The organism is Staphylococcus caledonicus (assembly GCF_016238465.1).
In the GTDB taxonomy this organism is placed as follows: domain Bacteria; phylum Bacillota; class Bacilli; order Staphylococcales; family Staphylococcaceae; genus Staphylococcus; species Staphylococcus caledonicus.
The window spans coordinates 18,219-39,665 of record NZ_JABTXV010000008.1 but is presented as its reverse complement, the minus strand read 5'-3'; the positions used below and the strand labels follow the sequence as shown (position 1 = coordinate 39,665).

Below are 21,447 nucleotides of genomic sequence, written 5' to 3'. Positions count from 1 at the left end.
AGCCGATACTGGTTTTATCGGATTAGCGATTAATAATTGCGCTAACAATTATTAATGCTAGATGTTCTTTTTCGTTCTTAATTTGATTTAAATTAATTTTAGCATTAAATATTCAGAAATCAAAGGATATTTAAGTGCTTGTTTCATTTCTTCAGTATATACACTGCATAGTATCGAATATCAATTAAAATGCTAATATCATATACAAAAAGGCTCTACAACCAATCATGGTTAAGTAGAGTCTTTTTGTTGGTTCCCTTATTTAATTTTTTCGTCCTCTTTCTGTTTAGGCTCGTAACATGCCACATAGACAATCAATTGTATAATAGTAATCATCATAAAAAACGTATAACAGTCATTACTATGTAGGTATAATTGATATGTTAAATTAGAAGTTGTTGGTAGCGTACTTTCATTAATTTTAACTATCGCATTGAATAGTGGTTCAAACAGTTTAGTAGTTAAATATTCAACCTTCTCTTTACTATCAATTTCTGTACTTTGATTTTGATGTTCATGGGGATAGCGTTCCACGTAATTATCGTTTGTAATGATTGTTTCTGATGTTACTTTAATATCTCCCATTTTCACAATGCCATTATCATTAATAATTTCTGTTAAACCATCTATATTAGGAATCTTCATATTTTTTATACTACTAATTGTATTTGTGAATTCTTGATTATATCCCCAATGACGTCTAAAGTTTTCTATCATTTTTGTATTTAACTGACTAATTTCAGTAAAGTTATTGCTTACTTTAAATGCTTTTCTCAGTTTTTCTGTTAGTTCTATTGAAGTACTTTTGAAGATATCATTACTCATTAATTTTCTATATTCTGAACTATTTAAGTAGTTAGTTGTTGTGAACACATTTCTTTGTAACTGCGTATTATTTTTAATCATAGCCATTGTTTTTTGATAATTAATTAATGCTTGATTCACTATATCGTCTCCCGTCATTTGTAATTTTTCTCTACTTATAACCAAGTATATATTAATTATCAACTTATTATATCTGTCTTTGCCTATCTTAGCCTTCCCGCTTCACATTTCGAATGCTATTAAAGGTTTATATATTAAAAAGTGATAAGATGAAAGAAACATATAATAACTTTAATAACATAATTTAAAAGGGGTTAAATTAACTTATGAATTATACAATTACAGAATTAAGTCTAAGAAATCCTAATTATTTAGGCATTAGTCGAGAACTATTTATTAATGACAAATACAGTAATTTATCTTTTTTAGCTAAAATCTTATATAGTATTCTAAGTAAATTGCAATTCAGAAATGGTTATGACGAATGGACTTTAAATATGCGAAAATTAGAGAGTGAATCTAAAATAGTAGCTGAAGATATAGAACAATATTTAATTGATTTAGAAGAACTGGATTTGATTTTTACAGCAGGAGATAAAATAGTTGTTTTACAACAAAGAGAATTAGCCAAAAAAGGTATTTACAAAATGCCATCATTCTTACTAAAAGATGCTTTTGATGATTTAGATTGGTACGCTAAGATTTTATATACTATTTATCGAAATAGATATTTATTTGCTATTAAAGAAAATATGGGTAATAGTGATTTTTACAATGATGAACATATACTTTATGGAATATATAAAATTAAAGATATTGTTAATGAATTAATGATTGATGAAGAAACAGTTGAGATGTACAACGAACAACTCATTCATGCACATTTACTTAACACTTCAACTACGACTAATGGGTATCTGCGTTTCTACACATACGACGTCTCCTGTGTACCTAAACAATCTAATACAAAAACAACACATTACGAAAAACAAAAATTAATTAAATATATGCCATCAAAAATAGCTTTTATTTTTCAAACGATGGATATCGAACATATTTTGGAAATACAACATGCTATGCGAAGTTATATAGCACATTACAACATCAACAATCCCAATCGCTATCTACGAAAACATGCTGATGGTATTAGTAAAATCATTCAAACAATGGCTTTAGTGGGTGATACAGATAACAAAGACGTATATACAAAGCATAATTTATGTTTCTATGTATTTAACAATGAGATGAAACGCTATTTAGATAATCCAAATCATTTTAAAACTAACAAATCACAAATTAATTATCATATTGATATATTTAATTCGATGATGTCTACAATATTATCGGATTTGAAGATTAAAAAAACCGACTCGTTTAAGATTAAAAGATTACAAAATGCGTTTCCCGAATTTCAGAAATCAACAATCTCTTTACTTCGATTATTTACCCTTAATGATGCAATTTTTTTAGGCAATACACTACGTGATATTATAGAAATCAACAATGTAACTAATCTTGAACTTACACCAGATAATATATTTAGTTATAGTGATAATATGTCTTCTATTAATATAGCAATCTGTGAAGTCAAAGGTTTGTTGATACTGGCAGACCTTGAATTTTCTCATATTGCACCGTTCCTACATGATATGTTCTTAGATGGATTTAATACGTATTATGATTGGACTACTACAGATATAGGTATTGATATTGACAAACAATATGCCAAATTAGAAAAAGGGAATAATATTTATAGCTATTCAGAAGAAACGTCTTATATGATGCAGCTATTAATACAACTGACCAATTGTAATGAGTCAGATGACAATACTCAGGATATGATACGTGTATTGTATTTATTTTCAGGTTTTCATCGTTCAATATTACCACTTAAATTAGAAAAGTATATGTTGTCATTAAAGCTATCAGATTTCATATTTGTATATAGAATGTTTTCATTAGGAATAGCCGATTATACACTTACAATGAAATACAAAATGAACTTATTCCATGTAGACTTGTCATCACTAGAAGACCGTTTATTACGTTGTATTGACATTATCCTACATGTGAAAAATAATCCTAAGTTAAATGATAATACCAATATATGTACTAGTATCGTAAGTGGTGAAATTTCTAATAGTTATCAAGATGGTCATCAATACGAATATGTAAAGCATACAGAAACAGAGATTACGAATTTAATAAATGAATACTTGGAAAAAGAAAAACAATAATATAACGACTAAAAGCCCCCTACAAGTTCTATGGGGGCTTATATTTTGAGTTCTATTTCATTTATCTTTAGTCTTTATTTAATTGGTTCGCCTGATTGTGTTTTTCTAATTCCAATTGATAAAGATAAAGTTTTTCTGCACTGTCTAAAGTTAGTTTACTAAGCTTACGTTCACCACTTCTTAATCGTTGTATACTAGACGCCGATACACCTGTTTGTTGATGAATATAGTAAGCCGATAAATCACTTTCTAGTAGTCGTTCGATAGTTTTTATAATCATTGTCTTATCAATGAACCGTTTATTTATTTGAGCGTTTTATAGATACAGAATGAAAATTAAAGCTAATGCGATAGCTAATACACCAATAGCATAGTTCAACAAAGTTTTTAATTTTATCTTCATTAATTTTGTCATTTTTATCACCTCGTTTTATAATAGAGGTAACGGGGGATAACCCCCGTAATACCTAATGTAGACAACTGATTATTATTTTAATTGCTGGGGCGATTACCGAAAAACCAATAGCGTAATTTTTGAAGGTTTTGCTACGGGTTAATTGGATTTCTGCCTCTTTTTCTTTTCGCTCTATACGGTTCATTGTGCTCACCTCCTTGATTTGATAATTCTATTATACATGCCAATCGGCATGTAGTCAATGGTTTTCTCCTCTTTTTTTATCTAATTTCTCAATTTTTTTAATTTATATGATTACTTACCTGTTTATTTACCTACGTATTTATATGATTACTTACCTGTTTATTTTTTGTTGTAAAACAAAAAATAAACCCTATTAATACATTATTAATAGGGTTGCTCTTCTATATTTGTTTGAAGTTAAACGTATTAAAATTTCGTTCTTTACCTTTTTCTAATAATCCAAAGTCTTCTAGTTCTTTGTAATACGTTTGTACAGTTCTTAAACTTCGACCAATCGGTTTTGCTATCTCAGTTCCTTTGATTTTTAAGTAGGGTTTGTTTTCTTTTTCTTGTAACCAACGATAGTAACTATAAAAAATTTTAGCTCCATATGTTAAAGAATGATATTTCTCGTTTAAAAATTCTTCAGGAATAGGAATGGCATCTGTATTATTTGGTCTATTAACCTTTATTACTCCTCCATTTTCAATGTCAATGTAAGATAGCTTTGATAATTCTGATAACCTTATACTCAATACTGATTTTGCTATATTCAATAATTTAGCTAGTTCTACTTGTTTTAATGGAAAATAATTATCTTCACCACTCATTGAATATAATAAGGATAGGGTATATTTCAAGGTCATATTTAATTTGATATTGGCTTCTCTTTGAAAAAAGCATTTATATATATATATATTACTTGTCATATTTTCACCTACTTCAATCACTCTTAATATAATATTAGCATTTTTTTCTATTAATGTAACAATCAAAAATCCATCATGTATATGTATTGGAAATATTTGAAACTGGTGCTATAATGAAATCAAATAAAAAACACAGTTGCTACCAACAACTGTGTTAGGGTGTTTTGTCACCAAAACAGATTAACATTCTATTCAAGTAAATAGAGGGTTTACATAAAGCTATAAATAAATCTTTATTATGGTGTTTTATCACCTGTTAATAAAGAACTTAAATAAAACTGTAAATAAACCCTTATTTATGCTTTTATTTACAGTTTTAATTATATAGGGCATATCCCAACAAATCAACTATTCTACTTATTTTGTTAAAAACTTCTTTATTTTCTCTCTAGGTGATAAAACCCCCAAATACTATCTATAAAGGGGTTATTAAAATGACTAAAAATCTAAAAACACGTATCTGTAATCAAAATGATAAAAAACATTTACCATTTCTTAAAAGTTACAAATTCCTATATCAAGATAAAAATTATCAAGATTTACCTTACCAATCAAAAGCAATGTATACAAATATCGCCAATAAACAAATGAGAGTTCTAAAATCAAACGTAAGTGACTTATACATTGATAATAACGGAAATCGTTTTGTTACTTATCCAATTAAAGAATTAGAAAATGACCTTAACCTTTCTAATTCTTCAGTTAAAAAATACAAACGGATTTTAATTGAATTTGGTCTCATTTCGACAAAAAATAATGGTAAACATATTTATGTAAATCAACCACAATTATCAGATGATTCTTTAACATACGATAACGGTAAAAAGTTATCATATTTCCATATGCCTAAGTTTTTTGAAACTAATCCTAATTATACAAACGCATCTCTATTAACTAGATTAGTCTATACATTGCAAAAGGAACGTTTCACACTAACGTTAGCTAATGTTACGCCAAAGAGACCGTCAAAATATATTGATGAAAGAGGTCGTGTATACTGCATTTATGCTAATCAAGCGTTAGCAAAAATGTTAAACGTATGTGAAAAAAGTATTATTAAAGCTAAAAAAGAATTAGAAGCTTTAGGTTTACTTAAACAAATCCAACAGGCTATTAATGAACCAAATCGTTTATATTTATATACACCTTTACGCAGTGAACAATTAACAACTGATTCACTTATAGATGAAACTCAAGACCAAAAAACAAAGAGAAAATATGTACTAGTACCACCCGAAAAATCTATTGGGGGTTGCGTATATAAAAAGCAAGGGTTTAAATATGCAGTCGGCAAGGGTTTAAATATGCAGTCTATGAATACAGATTTAAAGAACACAGTATATATTAATACATATAATTCTATGTATTCTATGTATAGTATGTATAGTATGTATATATCTAACAATCTTTTATCAAAACCAAACAACACAGACGAAGACATAGAAACAACTAAAAAAGAAATGAAATTACAACCATTTAACTTTAGTAAACTCTTAAAAAACTATCTTATGAACTTTAATTCTCATGATTTAGGCATTATTTTAAAGAAACTGGTAACTGCTAAAAATAATTATAATGAAAATTATGATACAAACTTTGTACTTGAAGAGATTAACGACGAATTACTCAAAATGTTAAAACGAGTTAAGGTTACTATGCATGAGAAACAAAGTACTGTATCTGAAATGGGTGGTTATTTCTATAACAGTACAATCAATGAACTAAAAGCACACGAAATTAGACAGATTAAAGAACAAAATGATAGTGATGAAACTGTGGAAGAATTCGAAGACCGTTGGTTTGCTAAAATTCAAGATATATCTAAGCAATTACAAAACAATAAAGTGGACTGTACGATGGTTAAATATGAGTATGAACAAAATAATAATACGCTTGGATTCCAAGATGAATTGGGTATCCCTTATTAAGCATATTTGTAATTCTTACAGAAGATAATTAATTGGAGGCGTAAAATGTCTATTGCAAACGATTTAGAAACTTATAAAAGAGTGTTCGGAGTTGAAAATATAGTGTATTCCCACACTGCCGCCTTTATTTATAAAGAAAACGGCAAGGATAGAAATATTATATCTTCAATATTTTTAACATCTGAAAACATAACAATAATCAATACAAAACATGATTTAAAATACCGAATACCGTTAGGAGATATCATAGATTTTAGTACTGAAAGTAAAGTATTGAAATATTACGTCCATCTAGTATATGGTCGTCAGTCAATGCGTTATCAGGCTAGCATAGACTTTACGACTAAGAGTGGTGGGAAAACTTTCATCAGTCTTTTAAGCTTAGCTATTGATGTAGACAGAAAAAGACTAGATTTAGATAAAAAACTTAATGATATGAACAACGAAGTACATCATTGGAAACAACAAATTAATGATTTAGATTCCGCTAACAAAGCATTGACCGAAGAAAAGCAACAAATAGAATATGAATTTAAAGATGAGTCACATGGTTTAAATGGCAAGTTACAAAAAGAATTAAACGATGTGTATTCAATAAAAAAACAATTAAAAATCCAAGAAAAAGAATTACAAAATACAATCAAAGATGAAAAAGATAAACTTCAAGATTATAAAAACAAAGAATTAACAGCGATTAATGAGAAGAAAAGACAAATCATGAATACGATAGCTGAACTTAATTTGGAACGTAAGGATATTGCAGCAAAGAATGAAAAACTCAATGATGAAATAAGACTTAAAAAAGAGAAAATCTTAGAATTAGATAGCAATATTGAAGATAAGATTTTAAATTCCGATTTGAAAGATATCTTTGTATCTCATTTTGAAGATAGTATTACTTCAAAAGAATTAAACGATAGATTAAGCATGTTATCTTTAGATGAAAAAGATATGGTGAAAGATGATAATGCAGTATTTTACTCAGGATATGATGAGAAAAAATCATTTATAAATAATCAAATTAAGCAGATATTAAGGTCATTTAATACCGAATGTGACTATTTATTTAGTAGCTTAACTTCTAGAAATTATGAAAACTATCATAAAAAAATAATTCGTTCTTTTGAAACCCTAAACAAAATATATAAAGTTGATAATGTTGAATTAACTAGAGGATATCTAAAAATAAAGTTAGAAAAATTGAATCTAATTAATGAACGAGCAATTAAAATTGAACAAGAAAAAGAATTACAACGAGAAATCAAAGAGCAGATGAAAGAAGAAGAAAAAGTAAGAAGAGAATTAGAACAACAAGAGAAAAAAATTGAAAAAGAAGAAAGACAATTTGGTAATGAAATAAAGAGTTTATTTAAACGTTTAGAAAAATCACAAAATGAAATTGAAAAAGAACTATATGTTGATAAAATCAAAGAACTTGAAGAGAAAGTTAAGCAACTAGAAGAAGATAAAAAAGATGTTGAAAACAGAAAACTCAATACTAGAGCTGGTTATGTCTATGTAATATCGAATATTGGGTCATTTGGTGAAGGTGTATACAAGATTGGCTTAACTCGTAGATTAGAACCCTATGATAGAGTTAAAGAGTTAGGTGATGCATCTGTACCTTTTGAATTTGATGTTCATGCAATGATATTTAGCGATGATGCACCAACACTGGAAAATACATTACATAGACATTTTAGAGACAGAGAAATAAATAAAGTAAACCATAGAAAAGAATTCTTTAGAGTTGATATTAACGAAATAGAAGAAGTCGTTAAAAATAATCATAATAATACAGTTGAATTTACAAAAATACCAGTTGCAGAGCAATATTGGGAAAGTCAGAATATCAGTGAGCAATATAATTAAATTCATACTACATGACTAAACTTTTTTGGTTACTTTTGAAAGTTCATAGAACAAAGGTATGAATATTGGTAAAATAAGATTAATAAACGTCTTATTACACTGTAAAATCTAAATTTTTTATTAAAAATAATATTTTTTGTACACTCTAAGTGTTATTGTGCTGTCAAATATGATATAGTTATACGTGTAATAAGCATAGTCAGATAGACAAATTCATGCGAGAAAGGAATGTTGTAACATGTTAGACCCGATTATTGAGAGAATTCAATCTCTTGGACCAGAGGTAAAGGCAGTTATTGCAGCTATTGTTGTACTTGCTGGCATTATCTTTGTGGCAAAACCGATTGTTAATAGTCTTAAAGCTTTTGGTGACGCTAAATGGTTACAAGGTTTAATGTGGGGCGGTGCAGCATTAGTTGTTGTAGCCATAGCCACAGGTGCTTTAGCCATTGTGTTTGGCTGGGGTAAAGAAGTAGGTAACGGCATGGAAGGCGAACTAAGCTTTATCATGATGCAAATTTTAAATTATTAATTTCCCACAACATCAAAAGAGGATAAGGGTATATCCTCTTTTTTTAAGAATAAACTGTACACACTTTGTGTACGATGCAGAAAGGACTGAGACTAATTTAATGAGCAATAACTATATAAATATTGATAGAGATGAGCTTATCGCCCATGCGTTAAAGATATTGAATAACAAAAATTTAAAGGGCACCTACATTGCTCAAGAAGCTGATATCAATCAGCGACAGGTCTATAACTTTAGAAATGGATATAGAGATATTAGACAAGCAAGACTAGAAACACTAATCAAATTTGAAAACTTATACCAAAGAATCAAAAACCGATTATAGAAGGGGAGATATGCATGGCAAAGAAAGATGACTTAATGTTAGACAGTATTAAAAATGCAAATGATGTTGAAATTCCTTTTGCTATTGTTTTTACGTATTTAGATGAATATGTAGAGACGTTCAAGCGAGAAGATAAAGCTTGGAGAACGTTTGAAAAACAATATCAAACAGACAATTCGAAAGAAAATTATCATCATATAGAAGATATTAATATAGATATTGATGATGAAGAAGAACCGTACAAAGATAAACCCGTTGCAGTGATTACAAAAGAATCACTAAGTGCTATATCTGAAAATGATAAAGCAACATTAGAATTTGGCATTCGTGTTGTAGATACAGAATCAAATATTGCTCGTGTATTCAGTCAAGAAATGTTGGACTACTACGGTATAGATTATTTACTACAAAAAATTGAATTTGATGATGTTGAATCAACACTTAAAGATGTTATGGAACAAACTAAGCAATTATCTAAAGTTGCTGGAAAACAAAATGAAACTAAAGAATCGCAAGAAGAGAATAAAGTACAAGAAACAGCTACTACAGAAGATAATCAAAATTCACAAGTGGCTTATACGAGTGGTGAAGAGGATAACAACGTAGAAATAGAAAGTGAAACTAATAAAGAAGAAGACATACAAGAGTTAGATGAACCGAAGGAAGTAAGTCAAGATATACCACAAGAAGAGCAAGTGCAAAATCCAACACCAATTACGGAAATTCCACAGAACACTAATGAAGAAAACGCAGAAATTACTGAACAAAATAAACAATATGGTTTTGATTTAGAACCTAAAAAGCCTGAAACACCGATGGACTATGCTAAGCAAGATATAATTCATGAACTTTCAGAGAAAATTAATCCAATTACTCTACCAAGATTAAATCATATTCCAGATGACACGTTAGGTAATTTAAGTAATTCTAAGTCTTATGATAAGTTTTTAACGCTTAAACGTATAACTGAAGATAAATTTGTTAAACGTACTGAATCAGTAGAAAAATCATTAAATAATTTGCGACGTGAGCGCTTAATGAAAATCAATAATAAGCTAGTGAGACGACTAAGCATAGAAAATGATGAGCTTCTTAGAAAAAGCGATTTTACATCAGAATATTCACCTTTTAATGAAGGTTATAGAACATTAAAGGCACAATACCAAGAAATTATTGATTCTTTACCAGAAACAAAATATGAAGAAATCGAAAAAAATAAACACCATCATGAAACAAATAAAAAGGCTTACGTAGAAAGAGCAGCACAAACAGCAGCTCAAGAATATGACCGACAAAACTTACACCTAATTGATGAAAAAGCACAAAACTACATTGATGATATTAAAAAAAGTGCAGACAATGAATACAACGATAATTATCAAACGCTCGAACAAGATGCACAAAATTGGTATGTAACGAACTTCAATACACTAGTTCCTAAAATTTTACAGTCTCATCAAGAAGAGATTGAAAAAGTCGCAAATGATGTATCTGTAGAAATGAAACAAGCGATTGAAGATATGAATAAGAAAAATGAAGATGATATCAACTACTTAGTTAAACAATTTCAAGATATCACATACAAAGAAATTGAAACTGACGAAAATAATAAAGCACTTATCGATAAAAAAGTAAGTGAACGAACACTAGAATATCCTGAGTTTAAACATCAAATCGAAACACTAAAGAATGAACTTGAGCATATCAATAAAGAAAACGAAAAAGCATATGAACAGCAAAAAGATTTAGAGAGAGAATTATTAGCAGAACGTAAGAAAAACGAAGGATTACAACAATCTCTAGAAAATCGTAGTTTAGATTTCACAAATGTATCTGATAATTACCGTGAGTTACAAAAAATCATGGCTGATGGTAACGTTGAAAAATTACAGCGTATTATTGAAAAAAATAAAGGCGAAAATATGAAACCAACGTTAGTTGAAAAGATTAAAGGTTTAGGAAATATCATCGCTGCAGCGATTATTGCGATTGCGATTGTGATTGCAGCTATCTTATTTAGTGGTGGTAGTGGTAAAGCAGATGAAAATACTGTTTCACAAAATCAAGTAAAAACAGAAGTTCAAAAAGCAGTAGATAAAAATGACAAACAACATGAGCAAGCACAAAAAGCATCTGATGAAAAAATTAAGCAACTTGAAGATGACTTAAAAGATGCAAAAAAAGACAGCTCGAAAAAAGATGATAAAAAATAAAGTGATTTTTAAGAAAGGGGGATAACTTTTGGCTGATAATAATGATGCTGGTAAACCAAGAAGAATTTATGGTTTTAAAGCAAATTTTAGACAACACAAAACTGAAGTTGAACTACGTATTGATAAAGTTGATAAGTTTAACATTCCTTATACTATCATTCCCAAAAGATTAATTCTCTCAGCACTAATGGCAGCAGTATTAATTATAAGTACCGCCTTTTTCTTACTGATAGATTTAAGAAGAGCAATTTATATTGGTGTACCCCTAATTTTAATGGTTATCGCATTGCTCATATTGATAGGCTTATATGCCTTTTTATTCCCAGCTTTCGGGTCGCTACTTGAAATCAGTATTAATCTAATTAATCACTTAATAACAAGTAGACAGGTGAGACAGGGTAAAAAATCTCGTTCTAAAAAAACAGGATTTAAACGAACTCGAAAGGACGGATTAATACGATATTCTAGTGGTAATGTTGCACGTTTAGCCATGTTAGATGGACGTACTTCCAAAACAGCTTTCCCAACTGAAATATTGATGCAAGAAGGCGTCGCAGCTAACTATCATACTTCTAGAAATAGAGATATAACTGAAACAATCATTACAAGTTCTCAAAAACAAAGTACAGAGTTACAGTTAGAAAATATGAGAGCATTAGAAGAAACGAACGAAGATGCCGCTATTAAAGAACTTATTCATTTACAACGTGCATATACAGATAAACGCATTGAAGGTCAAGCGACAACTTTTGTACAGTATCTTCTTATGATTGCGCCAGATGAACAAACTTTAGAAGAAGGTATTGAAAACTTATATAATTCAGTCGAAGAAGGCTTGTATTACAATGTGCAATTCCTCAACAAAAAAGATACAGATAAAGTGTTATCTGACATAAAAGGATTTAAATAGAGGACACTATATGTCCTCTATTTTTGAAAGGGTGAAGATGATGATTAAATTGCCAACATTAAAAAAGCATAAATCAAAATCTAAAGACAAAATGAAAGAAGCTAAAAAAAAGGAAGCAGATATTAATACAGCGAAAGATTCAAAGAAATCTAAGGATAAAAAGCTAAGTAAAAGAGCTAAGAAAAAAGAGGTTAAACGTATTCGAGATTTAGGTACGGAATATGCGCCTAGCTCAGGTTATGTGTCAACCGCTTCAATTATGAAATCAGGCAATCGATACGGTACCGTGTTTAAAGTTATTAATACGTACGGTATGAATAGAAACCAACAGCTAGGTTGGGCTTATAAATTAATTCCCCCGATTAACGTTGAGGGTGTAAGAGGATATTTATTTGTAGAAACAAAACCCTTTAGTAAAAAAGAACAATCACATTACTTTAAAAATATCGTACCAGAAACGCAAAAATCTTATAAGACTAACGAAACAGGTAATGTTGATTCAGCAACTGATGAGAAACGACGTAAAGCCCGATTACAGGATATTCGTATTGCCGAAGAATTACATGGCGAAGAAAATATTGCTTTAGATTTACATTTGCATGTACTTATTGTAGGAGATAATCCAGACAATATAGAAGAACAGATACGCCGACTAAATAATAGTTATAGTAAACGTATTAGTGGTGTTAAATTAATGAGTGTTGCAGGTGTACAAGAGCAAATGTTTAGGGAGTTACTACTTGCAAAAGAAGGTAAATCATCTAACTATACGATGATGAGTACGTTATATGGAGGATTTGACCATGTATTGAGACGTGGTTTGAATGATAAAGATGGCTTGCCAATAGGAGAGTTAAGTGATTCTTATACAAAAGGACAGGCATTTATGGCATTAAATAACACATTTAAACGCCGTGTCGTGGTAGCTAGTCACAAAGAAAGTCGTCTAAGGGGATTTAATTCTAAAATGTCTTCTTCATCATTGTGGGGGCAACTCATCGCAAATAACGCTATGATGTATGGCAACCGTACATTTCATATTGTATTAAATGGTCATCGTTATTATGGTGATGTTGATAGAACATACTTCTCATGTCCGCCAAGTTTAAATAAAAAACTACAATATATAGACTTGGCTAAAGGTGGGTTAAATCCTATTCAGATGTTTGGTGATACGAGACGCAAAGATGACAAAGCATATATCACTAATATATTTGATAATAATATCAAGAAATTGTATCAGATTACCTATCTATTAGGTGGTCGTCGACTACGCACTGAAAGAGAAGATTTAATCATGTTATTAGAGAAGTTTTATAGAGATTCTAAAGTATGGAACCGTGATTATCCACTACGTTCTCGACTAATTGGTATTAGTGAACCAGAGACAGTTAAAACAATGGGTAGCTTCATACTAACGCTTAACAACTATCAAAAATCAGTTAGAGAAAATCCAACATCGACAGAAGAAGAAATTAATAATGCGAAACACTTATACCAAACAGTACAAAGTGCTTTAAACACACACAGTCAGTTATTTAATACAGTCACTACATTACCAAGTCATAAAGATAATAGTAAGCTTCAGTGGTACTATGATGTGTCGAATATTAATAATCCAGATGTACGGGAAGCGCAATTCGTGAATGCATTTGATTATTGTACGTATACGGCAGCACCTAATGATATTGTAATGATTCACGGTGTAGATAAAATATCTGTTGAAACTTTGAAAGTACTTAAACCAACACTAGAACAGCTTTCAGATAGAGGCGTTCGTTTAGCTTATTTATTTGATACGATTGGTTCAGGTGAAGTTAAAGATGACGTACTGAAAGCTGATATTTTTAATACAGACGGAATACTGTATCAAGACTTTGAACAACAGTTTGATTACACGATTTTAGGTACAATGTCGCAAGCAGACCTTGCACATTATGAGAGTAAGGTACGACAACAATTAAATGACGAATTAAGAAGTGCACTGATTAGAAATAACCCCGTACAATATCAAATACGACGTACTGGAGACTTAACTTCTAATATTATTAGAGGAGAATTTATATTATGATAAAAATCTATATCTGAAGTTGATATATCCAAAACCAAAAGACCCCCAATCTAATGCAATAGATTGGGGGTTCGCTACGCTAATGACACTACTACATGTCTCCTAAAGAATACTATCTTAATGTTCATAATACAAGCGTATTAAAAGAAAATAAAAAAATCCTAAAAATACTTTACAAATGTATAGTAAGGGTATATAATAATACTTGAAGTTGATAGTTGAAAACAAACAGTATTGAAAGGCGGTAATTCCCATGAAATTAAAAAACATCAATAATTACACACATCAAGAACTACAAGATGTTGTAACTCAAGTGAAAGCAGAATTACAGTTAAATGAATTCTTAGAAGAAGCGGTTATTATATTAGCAAATTTCCAAGAAGAAGAGGAAGAAGGACAAAAATATTATGAAATTTATCATTCAGAAATTAGAATTGATGAAGATACAACCGTACAAGAAGCTTTAGAACAGCAAATAGAAACAGAAAGACTTGTACGTGAATATAAAACACAGAGAGGTCTAATACAAGCATTTATTAATGAAAATGAAATAAAAGGTGAGTATTACAAAATTCATACTAGAATATAAAAAAGCAGAAAGAAGCGGTACTACCGCATAAGAAAGTATTAAGATAACATTGATTAACCAATATATATAAAGAGGAGAGACTTAAAATGATTAAATTAAATACAAACGTATCAATAGAAAGAATAGCAAATGAATTAGAAGTAGGACGTTCTATTGATTTAGAATACAATGAAGCTCGATTCACATTTACGAAAGAAAATAACGGTAATAGTTTATATCCTAATTTAAGAGTTCAATATGATTCAGATAACTTTGGAGAATTAATAGTAAGCGATGACTTAGCAACCAAATATATCTATCGTGACTATGAAGACGATTCAGAATACGATATAAAAACGTTAGAGCAACTTTACGGATTATCATTACTATTCTTATGGAAAGAAAGAACAGAATAAAATATAGGGGCTTTAAGCTCCTCCTTAGTATTAGGAGGCTTGATGAGGTGTCATGGGAGAACTAAGTATAGATAAGAAGGTATTCATTTTAATTTTTAGCCGAAGTGTAACTGGATATGAAATAGCTCAGCACTCAGATATTAGTGAAGCGACAATATCACAAATAAGAAAAGGTAATCGACTTATAGAAAACCTTACAATAAAAAAAGGTCGGTCACTAGAAAAGTGCTATGATGAATTTGAGAAAATCGGAAAAATTGAATTTGATAGAGACTATGAAAATGCTAATAAGTATTATAAAAAAATAAAGTGAATGAAAGGGGTAAATGAATATGGATATAAATAATATTTCAATAAGTAATCACCCCGTTATATTTACAATTGTAACCATAGTGTTTGTTTTTGTAGCAATTATATTTGTTTTTATACCTGCTATTAAAAAAATCCAACAAGATAATATAAACCGTATACAAAAGAAGATAGAAAATAAAGAGTATATTGAAGGGATTGTTACTAAAAAACAAGCTGTTCCAAAGGATTTTAGTATCACTAAATGGAAGTGGGAATATGATTATCTAATAGAGATAGACAATGGCAATCCGTTATATGCGAAAACATTAAAACAGTATAATGCAATACCTCTCAATAAACCGTGTAAAGTTGTCACTTTTGGTGAAAAGATTATGTATCTAGAAGGTTATACCAAGCTAGAAGGACGTGGAATGCTACAATTTTTAAAAGAATAACTCTCTATACCTTAATAACGTTTTAAAGTAGTGAGTTTTTCTAAAAGAGTTGGTTAAATGAAGTTGATAATATAAACAATATAGTAACGACATTATAATTTGTGTTATCAACTTGTATAATTTAAAAACGTATAATAAAAAGATATAAAATAGGAGTAGTGATTTAAAAAGGGTGAGTAATATGTCTACCAATCCGTTTATTATGGCTTTAGGTATGTATGTGATAATTACATTCATTATATATGTATCAATAAAAATAAATAAAAGAAGTGTTGATAGTAAAGATAAAGTGAGTAGAAATCGACAACTAGTAAAATCGACAACTAGTACAATTAGACAAAATAATAGTAATGATATGTATCATATCGGTGGTATTACAACAGACCAGTTTATACTTGAATTATTAAGTACGTATTCTTTAGATTATGCAGGATACAGTTTTGAAGAACTTCATAACAAAAAAACACAGGTAGATTATGATGCGTATGATTTATTTGATATCCTTTGGGTACTGTTTGGAACTTTTGATGAAATATTAGATTGTGATTACGTTGAAGATGGATACGGCACAATGACCTATAAAGAAGTACAAGTACGATTTAACGCCAAAAAGAATCATATGAAGATTGACATAGCAGATATTACTTTAGAAGGAACACTTGAAGAAATAAGAGCTTTTAGATATAAACCTATACAAAACTTTAAAATGTTAGACCCTATCGCTGCTTCAAATCATATTGAAGATTATACGGGAGACATAATACCTAAATAAAGAGAGGACTATACTTTGTAGTATAGTCCTTTTATTGTTGCTAATCTCTATAATAAAATGAGCTATCATTTGCCGCTTCTTCTTTAGATAATCGATAATCCTTATCTTTATTTGCAACTTTTTCTTTAAGCATTTGAAATCCACTTAAATTTTGATGAAGTCTAGGCTCAGTGGCATCATACACTTGATAATCAGTAAATAACATATCAATGATATTTTGATTATCTAATTTGATTGTCTCTAATTTTGTACCTAGTTCTTGTTTAAGGTTAGCTTTATCTTCTAGACTTAATGTACTATCTGATTCAAGTTGAAGAATAATCTCAGCACAACGTTTAAGATGATTAGCATGTTTATCTACATTACTTACAAATTTATGATACTTATTTTGACTAAAAGACTTTGCATCTTCAAATTCTAACATACGAGCATCTCCTTTATTCGAATTATAATTTTTACTTTATAAGCATATAGTATCATGATAATATAGATATAGTAAACAAATAATATGAGGTGGTTAGATTGACCAATAAAACTCAGAAGCGGTCGCTATTGAGGTGCTTAAAATTGATGTGTGGTTCGGCACTTATTGTAAGCACATGTTTTACTACATATGAATCAACAAGCTCTAAACATGTAGCAAAAGCGAGCAATCTTCCTGTTATAGATGCGCAGCAAGGGTGTACTGTCGGTGGAGATAAAGATAGTAAAACAAGTAAAGATGATGTATCTCCTAAAGACCAAAATATCAATATGAAAAAATATAAATCGACTTTCGAAAAAAATGCTAAAGGCGGAAAATTAGAAGGTAAAGCTGACAAAGTACTAGAAATTGCTGAAAAAGAAAAAGTACCGCCACTACTCATGGTAGCAATTATGGTAAACGAATCAGGTTGGGGAACAGGCGCCAATGCGATGAAACAAAATAACCCACTATCTGTTATGGGAAATAAAAGTATCGGCGATTCTACCTACGATACAATCGAAGAAGGGTTAGAAGCGGGTGCTAAAAACTTATACGAAGGCTACATAAAAGAGGGATTGGATACGCCTAAGAAAATTGGACCGAAATATGCACCAGTAGGAGCTGCTAATGACCCTACCGACCTAAACTCAAACTGGATTCCTAATACAGAACAGGTAATGAAAGATTTAGGTGCTGAAGATATTAAATCATCTTCTTCAGATGATAAAGATGATGATAAAGAAGAGAAAGACACTGAAGAAGATACTGGTGCTTCATCAGCGGACACGTCGAACGATTCGGTACCGAAAAGTGCATGTGGGGAGCAAGATAAAAGTAGTGATGATAGTAGCGGCGGGGGTAAAACATCTGGAAAATTAGGTGCATCAACAAAAGCTAATGGTAAATCTGGTAAAAAGATAGAGGGTAACTGGACATATGATGAAATTCCAGAGAAGTATAAAAAGCATATAGAGCTACCTAAATTCCAACCTAAATATTTAAAAGGTTCACCATTTGTTCAATCAGGGGACAATGGTCAATGTACAGAGTTTACATGGGCAATGATGAATCAGTTATATGTAAAAGACCAACCAGCTTTTGATGGTATTACAAATGGAGATAGCGTGTATAAGATTTATGAAAAACGTGGTGCTAAAACTACACACAATCCAACAGTTGGTTACGGATTTTCTTCTTCACCACCATACGCATTAGCAGCAATACCGGGTATTGGTCATACAGGTGTTGTTGCTGGAGTTATGGACGATGGGAAGTTCATCATTGCACAAATGAACGTAGACCCTGACCCCGCACCTTCAAGAACGGTACTTTACTCAGTAATAGATGGAGTTCCTAAAGATGCGGGTAACAACCTAATATTCTTTGAGGGTGTCGGTGAACCTAAAAAAGAATATAAAAAAGGTAAATAAAAAGGAGGTAGACTTATGAATCCTAAAGTGCAATACATTTTAATGGCTTGTTTAGCTATTTTAATCATTGGAATAAGTTGGTATGGAATTAATCAAAAACAGAAAACAGAGAATTTAAAAAATAAGTTAGATAATAATCCTATCGCTCAAAAAAAGGATAAAGACCAGTCACTTAAACCTGAAGAAATACCTAACTATCAAAAGATAGTAGAAAAGAAAATCGATGAATTCTTAGATGGTGAATATAGTGATGATGATATATTCCAAGAAGGAACAGCAGGACGTGTATTTTATGGTCTGTTTGTTCCAACAGGACTTAAAGGGTTAAATGAAGATTCAACACAAAAAGATTTTAAAGAGAGATATAAGGGATTTAGTTATAAATTATCAAATGTAACAGCTCAACAAGAAAATGATAATTCTGTAACCCTAAATGCCAATGTCGAAGTTAAATATAAAGGTGAAACGATTGATACGGGATATGATTTTATATCTATCAACATTAATAGTAATCAGAAACTAGAGGGAGGAACACTATATGCCAAACAATAATCAACATTCAGATAAGTTTGAAGAAGCTTCAAGATTAAGACGAAATGTGGTAACAAGTGTTTTAGCAGTATTAGTAGTGATTGCTGGTATATTTGCATATCAACAGTATACAAGTGCCCAAGAGATGCAAAGTAAGGTAGATAAAAGAATAGAACAAAATAATAAAATGAATAAAGAGAATAAGAAGGTCGAAGAAGCTAACGATGAATTAAAAAAACAAATAGGAGTATATGATACCGACCAATCATCTAAAAAGTTCTATGATAAATTTTTTAATTGGTCAACATGGAAAGAATACATGAGCAATATGAAACAATTACAAGTACTGTATCCATCAATTGAAGAAGGAAATGTCGTTAATATTAAAGGTGACAAGCGAGGCGCTAGTGCAAGCCCTGAAAGTAGTTATTCAAGAGAAAGCTACATTGGTAAGGAAAAAAGCCAAGTTGGAGACATTGTAAAACAAACGAAAATGTATCCTGATGGTGAGGAAACAGAAGCAATATGGTACATTATTTCAGATTATAAAGATGATAAATATAATATTACTAAAATGAAAGCCTATAGAGTAGCACAGTAGGACTTTGGAACGAAAGCAGAAATATTTGATTGTGACATATATATGAGGGTGCTATAATCAGTATTGGGGTATCCTTTCACCCCTTTGTGTTGGGAAGCACAAACAAGAGCACGTTATGCTGCTCAATCGCTTTTTATTTAATACTGTTGTTACAAGTCACCTTTCTTAAATGCTTAATCTTCTTTTAGCAAATCGTTCCTAGTATGCGATTGTCTATTTGACGTAAAGGTCGAATGTAACTTCATGAGGGTAGGTAAGGGAAAACCTATCCTCTTTTAATTACATATAGTTTAATTAGTGAAAGGTGGTCAAAATAAAATGTATGAAACAGCAGATGAAATCAAATCAAGAAAACTTGAAGAAATAGCAGATTATCAAATGATAGAAGTATTTCGATTATTAGCTGATGCAACAGATAAACGTTGTTTAGTACATGGTCGCTTAAGATATTTAGATAAACCGTTGTTAAATAAATGTGTACATTTAATTATGGTTTATGAAAACAAAAGCACAATCAAAGAAGTTAGTGAATTGTTGGGAATCACTAGCGTTACATTAGGAAGTTTAATAGGAAATAACAATAAACAAACATCTAATCGTTTAAGTGTTGATAAAATTATAAAGGGTATGAATGATTTAGCTGATAAATTAGAATATCAGGCACAAAAATAGCAGCACATCGCCAAACAATAAGGCGATGTGCTGCTATTTATTATTTATTTTGATTTAGATGAATAGCCAACGATAGTTCCTTCAATATTTTTTGAGTTCTCAAACGGAGAATAGTCAATTTTAATATTATCATTCACATTTGTATTAAAGTTTTTTATTTTATCGCTAGGTACGAAATTATACTTTTGATTATTAGAATCAATAACCGTTACGGTTTTAATAGTTTTACCATTGGATTTTAAAGAACTTGTTGTTACATTATCAACCTTACCTTGAAATGAGTGAATATTATTAGCAATAGCTATACTAGAGAATATAGATAATACAATAGTAATTATAAATAATATACAAAAAATATAAGTGAATAATTTAGCTAACTTTAAGTAAAAATTGATGGATTTATCTGATGCGTAATTTTCAACCATAGATAAAGTTGAGGTAGGTAAAAATACAAGTACCAAGCTTACAACAAGAGATACTATAGTTAATGTAAAAATCATTTTATGATTAAAAAGTAATTCTAGATAATTAGCCTTTGTGAAAAATGATGGTAAAAATGAAACTATACATACTGCGATACCAGAAATTATTGTAGTGACAACCCAAAATTTTAAAAGATGTAATATGGTTTTGTTGAACATTGTAGGAGTCGCTAAATTAGTTTTATTCATAAATATCTCTCCTTTAAGATTATTGTTTAAATAATGTGTTTAATAATTCACTAGATGATTCATAATTGTTTTCTTTAGCCATTCTCTCAATATTTTTTCTTACTGTTGGTGAAAGACTGAAAGTATAATTTTTTTTCTTTTCAATAGGTTCTTTTTTCGGTATGTGAAGTGTACCATCAGACGAAATATTTTTGTTAGTAGATACAAATTGCTCTTGGGTTTTATTATCATTTCTATTAGTAGATTTTAAACTTTCTTGAACTTTTGCATTATGGTCTTTATTATTAGCTTCAAAAGCCATAGTAGACACTCCT

Annotated in this window: 23 protein-coding genes; 16 read left to right on the top strand and 7 right to left on the bottom strand. The window is 30.1% G+C overall.

Going from position 1 to position 21,447, the window contains the following annotated elements; all coding sequences use genetic code 11:
- Positions 1–258 precede the first annotated feature (258 nt).
- Positions 259–945 (bottom strand): hypothetical protein, encoded by a 687-nt coding sequence (locus HS848_RS12360; protein WP_198612538.1) that lies wholly within the window; start codon positions 943–945, stop codon positions 259–261.
- A 377-nt stretch (positions 946–1,322) separates the two neighbouring features.
- Between HS848_RS12360 and HS848_RS12355 the strand changes: the two genes are divergently transcribed.
- Positions 1,323–3,062 carry a hypothetical protein gene (locus HS848_RS12355; RefSeq protein WP_232806188.1) on the top strand — a complete coding sequence of 580 codons (1,740 nt, stop codon included), beginning with the start codon at positions 1,323–1,325 and terminating at the stop codon, positions 3,060–3,062.
- A 67-nt stretch (positions 3,063–3,129) separates the two neighbouring features.
- Here the strand turns inward: HS848_RS12355 and HS848_RS12350 are convergent, their stop codons facing one another.
- The 3 genes from HS848_RS12350 to HS848_RS12345 form a co-directional block, all read right to left on the bottom strand.
- A complete protein-coding gene (locus HS848_RS12350; RefSeq protein WP_198612536.1) occupies positions 3,130–3,342 on the bottom strand; it encodes a hypothetical protein in 213 nt (70 codons plus the stop codon).
- 187 nt (positions 3,343–3,529) lie between these two features.
- Positions 3,530–3,661: a hypothetical protein gene (locus HS848_RS12825; protein WP_269814430.1), complete on the bottom strand. Its 132-nt coding sequence runs from the start codon at positions 3,659–3,661 to the stop codon at positions 3,530–3,532.
- A 220-nt stretch (positions 3,662–3,881) separates the two neighbouring features.
- Complete coding sequence (locus tag HS848_RS12345) at positions 3,882–4,475, bottom strand: hypothetical protein (protein ID WP_198612535.1); 594 nt, start codon at positions 4,473–4,475, stop codon at positions 3,882–3,884.
- A gap of 368 nt (positions 4,476–4,843) precedes the next feature.
- Between HS848_RS12345 and HS848_RS12340 the strand changes: the two genes are divergently transcribed.
- The 11 genes from HS848_RS12340 (at position 4,844) to HS848_RS12290 (ending at position 16,762) form a co-directional block, all read left to right on the top strand.
- Positions 4,844–6,337, top strand: coding sequence for a replication initiator protein A (locus HS848_RS12340; protein WP_198612534.1), 1,494 nt, complete (start codon positions 4,844–4,846; stop codon positions 6,335–6,337).
- Positions 6,338–6,382: 45 nt separating this feature from the next.
- Positions 6,383–8,209 (top strand): DUF4041 domain-containing protein, encoded by a 1,827-nt coding sequence (locus HS848_RS12800; RefSeq protein ID WP_232806187.1) that lies wholly within the window; start codon positions 6,383–6,385, stop codon positions 8,207–8,209.
- 238 nt (positions 8,210–8,447) lie between these two features.
- Positions 8,448–8,741: a hypothetical protein gene (locus tag HS848_RS12330; RefSeq protein ID WP_198612533.1), complete on the top strand. Its 294-nt coding sequence runs from the start codon at positions 8,448–8,450 to the stop codon at positions 8,739–8,741.
- 339 nt (positions 8,742–9,080) lie between these two features.
- Positions 9,081–11,279, top strand: coding sequence for a ring-infected erythrocyte surface antigen domain-containing protein (locus HS848_RS12325; RefSeq protein ID WP_198612532.1), 2,199 nt, complete (start codon positions 9,081–9,083; stop codon positions 11,277–11,279).
- Positions 11,280–11,307: 28 nt separating this feature from the next.
- On the top strand, positions 11,308–12,189 hold the full coding sequence (locus HS848_RS12320; RefSeq protein WP_198612531.1) for a hypothetical protein: 882 nt from the start codon (positions 11,308–11,310) through the stop codon (positions 12,187–12,189).
- A 40-nt stretch (positions 12,190–12,229) separates the two neighbouring features.
- Positions 12,230–14,260 carry a hypothetical protein gene (locus HS848_RS12315; protein ID WP_198612530.1) on the top strand — a complete coding sequence of 677 codons (2,031 nt, stop codon included), beginning with the start codon at positions 12,230–12,232 and terminating at the stop codon, positions 14,258–14,260.
- A 253-nt stretch (positions 14,261–14,513) separates the two neighbouring features.
- Positions 14,514–14,849 carry a hypothetical protein gene (locus HS848_RS12310; RefSeq protein WP_198612529.1) on the top strand — a complete coding sequence of 112 codons (336 nt, stop codon included), beginning with the start codon at positions 14,514–14,516 and terminating at the stop codon, positions 14,847–14,849.
- Between the two features lie 86 nt (positions 14,850–14,935).
- Positions 14,936–15,244: a hypothetical protein gene (locus HS848_RS12305; protein ID WP_198612528.1), complete on the top strand. Its 309-nt coding sequence runs from the start codon at positions 14,936–14,938 to the stop codon at positions 15,242–15,244.
- 52 nt (positions 15,245–15,296) lie between these two features.
- Complete coding sequence (locus HS848_RS12300; RefSeq protein WP_198612527.1) at positions 15,297–15,557, top strand: hypothetical protein; 261 nt, start codon at positions 15,297–15,299, stop codon at positions 15,555–15,557.
- Between the two features lie 19 nt (positions 15,558–15,576).
- Positions 15,577–15,990 carry a hypothetical protein gene (locus HS848_RS12295; RefSeq protein WP_198612526.1) on the top strand — a complete coding sequence of 138 codons (414 nt, stop codon included), beginning with the start codon at positions 15,577–15,579 and terminating at the stop codon, positions 15,988–15,990.
- Between the two features lie 181 nt (positions 15,991–16,171).
- Complete coding sequence (locus HS848_RS12290; RefSeq protein ID WP_198612525.1) at positions 16,172–16,762, top strand: hypothetical protein; 591 nt, start codon at positions 16,172–16,174, stop codon at positions 16,760–16,762.
- Positions 16,763–16,802: 40 nt separating this feature from the next.
- Here the strand turns inward: HS848_RS12290 and HS848_RS12285 are convergent, their stop codons facing one another.
- The gene (locus HS848_RS12285) at positions 16,803–17,186 is read right to left on the bottom strand and encodes a hypothetical protein (RefSeq protein WP_198612524.1); all 384 of its coding nucleotides are present in this window, start codon (positions 17,184–17,186) and stop codon (positions 16,803–16,805) included.
- A 98-nt stretch (positions 17,187–17,284) separates the two neighbouring features.
- Here HS848_RS12285 and HS848_RS13055 point away from each other — a divergent pair, with 98 nt between their 5' ends.
- The 4 genes from HS848_RS13055 (at position 17,285) to HS848_RS12265 (ending at position 20,462) form a co-directional block, all read left to right on the top strand.
- Positions 17,285–18,658 (top strand): glucosaminidase domain-containing protein, encoded by a 1,374-nt coding sequence (locus HS848_RS13055; protein WP_198612523.1) that lies wholly within the window; start codon positions 17,285–17,287, stop codon positions 18,656–18,658.
- 15 nt (positions 18,659–18,673) lie between these two features.
- Entirely contained in the window at positions 18,674–19,210 is a 537-nt protein-coding gene (locus tag HS848_RS12275) for a hypothetical protein (RefSeq protein WP_198612522.1), read from the top strand.
- A complete protein-coding gene (locus HS848_RS12270) occupies positions 19,197–19,790 on the top strand; it encodes an efflux RND transporter permease subunit (RefSeq protein WP_198612521.1) in 594 nt (197 codons plus the stop codon). The genes HS848_RS12275 and HS848_RS12270 overlap by 14 nt, the downstream gene beginning before the upstream one ends.
- A gap of 318 nt (positions 19,791–20,108) precedes the next feature.
- Positions 20,109–20,462 carry a hypothetical protein gene (locus HS848_RS12265; RefSeq protein WP_198612520.1) on the top strand — a complete coding sequence of 118 codons (354 nt, stop codon included), beginning with the start codon at positions 20,109–20,111 and terminating at the stop codon, positions 20,460–20,462.
- A gap of 44 nt (positions 20,463–20,506) precedes the next feature.
- Here HS848_RS12265 and HS848_RS12260 read toward each other — a convergent pair whose 3' ends face one another.
- A complete protein-coding gene (locus tag HS848_RS12260) occupies positions 20,507–21,133 on the bottom strand; it encodes a hypothetical protein (RefSeq protein WP_198612519.1) in 627 nt (208 codons plus the stop codon).
- A 19-nt stretch (positions 21,134–21,152) separates the two neighbouring features.
- Positions 21,153–21,434 (bottom strand): CopG family transcriptional regulator, encoded by a 282-nt coding sequence (locus tag HS848_RS12255; protein WP_198612518.1) that lies wholly within the window; start codon positions 21,432–21,434, stop codon positions 21,153–21,155.
- Positions 21,435–21,447 lie beyond the last annotated feature (13 nt).

What these genes read in the sequence shown, in the direction of transcription:
- HS848_RS12325 (WP_198612532.1), top strand. Translation starts at nt 9,081, where the DNA reads ATGGCAAAGAAAGATGACTTAATGTTAGACAGTATTAAAAATGCAAAT.
- HS848_RS12800 (WP_232806187.1), top strand. Translation starts at nt 6,383, where the DNA reads ATGTCTATTGCAAACGATTTAGAAACTTATAAAAGAGTGTTCGGAGTT.
- HS848_RS12330 (WP_198612533.1), top strand. Translation starts at nt 8,448, where the DNA reads ATGTTAGACCCGATTATTGAGAGAATTCAATCTCTTGGACCAGAGGTA.
- HS848_RS12295 (WP_198612526.1), top strand. Translation starts at nt 15,577, where the DNA reads ATGGATATAAATAATATTTCAATAAGTAATCACCCCGTTATATTTACA.
- HS848_RS12285 (WP_198612524.1), bottom strand. Translation starts at nt 17,186, where the DNA reads ATGTTAGAATTTGAAGATGCAAAGTCTTTTAGTCAAAATAAGTATCAT.
- HS848_RS12305 (WP_198612528.1), top strand. Translation starts at nt 14,936, where the DNA reads ATGATTAAATTAAATACAAACGTATCAATAGAAAGAATAGCAAATGAA.
- HS848_RS12350 (WP_198612536.1), bottom strand. Translation starts at nt 3,342, where the DNA reads ATGATTATAAAAACTATCGAACGACTACTAGAAAGTGATTTATCGGCT.
- HS848_RS12290 (WP_198612525.1), top strand. Translation starts at nt 16,172, where the DNA reads ATGTCTACCAATCCGTTTATTATGGCTTTAGGTATGTATGTGATAATT.
- HS848_RS12265 (WP_198612520.1), top strand. Translation starts at nt 20,109, where the DNA reads ATGTATGAAACAGCAGATGAAATCAAATCAAGAAAACTTGAAGAAATA.
- HS848_RS12270 (WP_198612521.1), top strand. Translation starts at nt 19,197, where the DNA reads ATGCCAAACAATAATCAACATTCAGATAAGTTTGAAGAAGCTTCAAGA.
- HS848_RS12340 (WP_198612534.1), top strand. Translation starts at nt 4,844, where the DNA reads ATGACTAAAAATCTAAAAACACGTATCTGTAATCAAAATGATAAAAAA.
- HS848_RS12310 (WP_198612529.1), top strand. Translation starts at nt 14,514, where the DNA reads ATGAAATTAAAAAACATCAATAATTACACACATCAAGAACTACAAGAT.
- HS848_RS12300 (WP_198612527.1), top strand. Translation starts at nt 15,297, where the DNA reads ATGGGAGAACTAAGTATAGATAAGAAGGTATTCATTTTAATTTTTAGC.
- HS848_RS12260 (WP_198612519.1), bottom strand. Translation starts at nt 21,133, where the DNA reads ATGAATAAAACTAATTTAGCGACTCCTACAATGTTCAACAAAACCATA.
- HS848_RS12315 (WP_198612530.1), top strand. Translation starts at nt 12,230, where the DNA reads ATGATTAAATTGCCAACATTAAAAAAGCATAAATCAAAATCTAAAGAC.
- HS848_RS12825 (WP_269814430.1), bottom strand. Translation starts at nt 3,661, where the DNA reads ATGAACCGTATAGAGCGAAAAGAAAAAGAGGCAGAAATCCAATTAACC.
- HS848_RS12355 (WP_232806188.1), top strand. Translation starts at nt 1,323, where the DNA reads ATGCGAAAATTAGAGAGTGAATCTAAAATAGTAGCTGAAGATATAGAA.
- HS848_RS12255 (WP_198612518.1), bottom strand. Translation starts at nt 21,434, where the DNA reads ATGGCTTTTGAAGCTAATAATAAAGACCATAATGCAAAAGTTCAAGAA.
- HS848_RS12275 (WP_198612522.1), top strand. Translation starts at nt 18,674, where the DNA reads ATGAATCCTAAAGTGCAATACATTTTAATGGCTTGTTTAGCTATTTTA.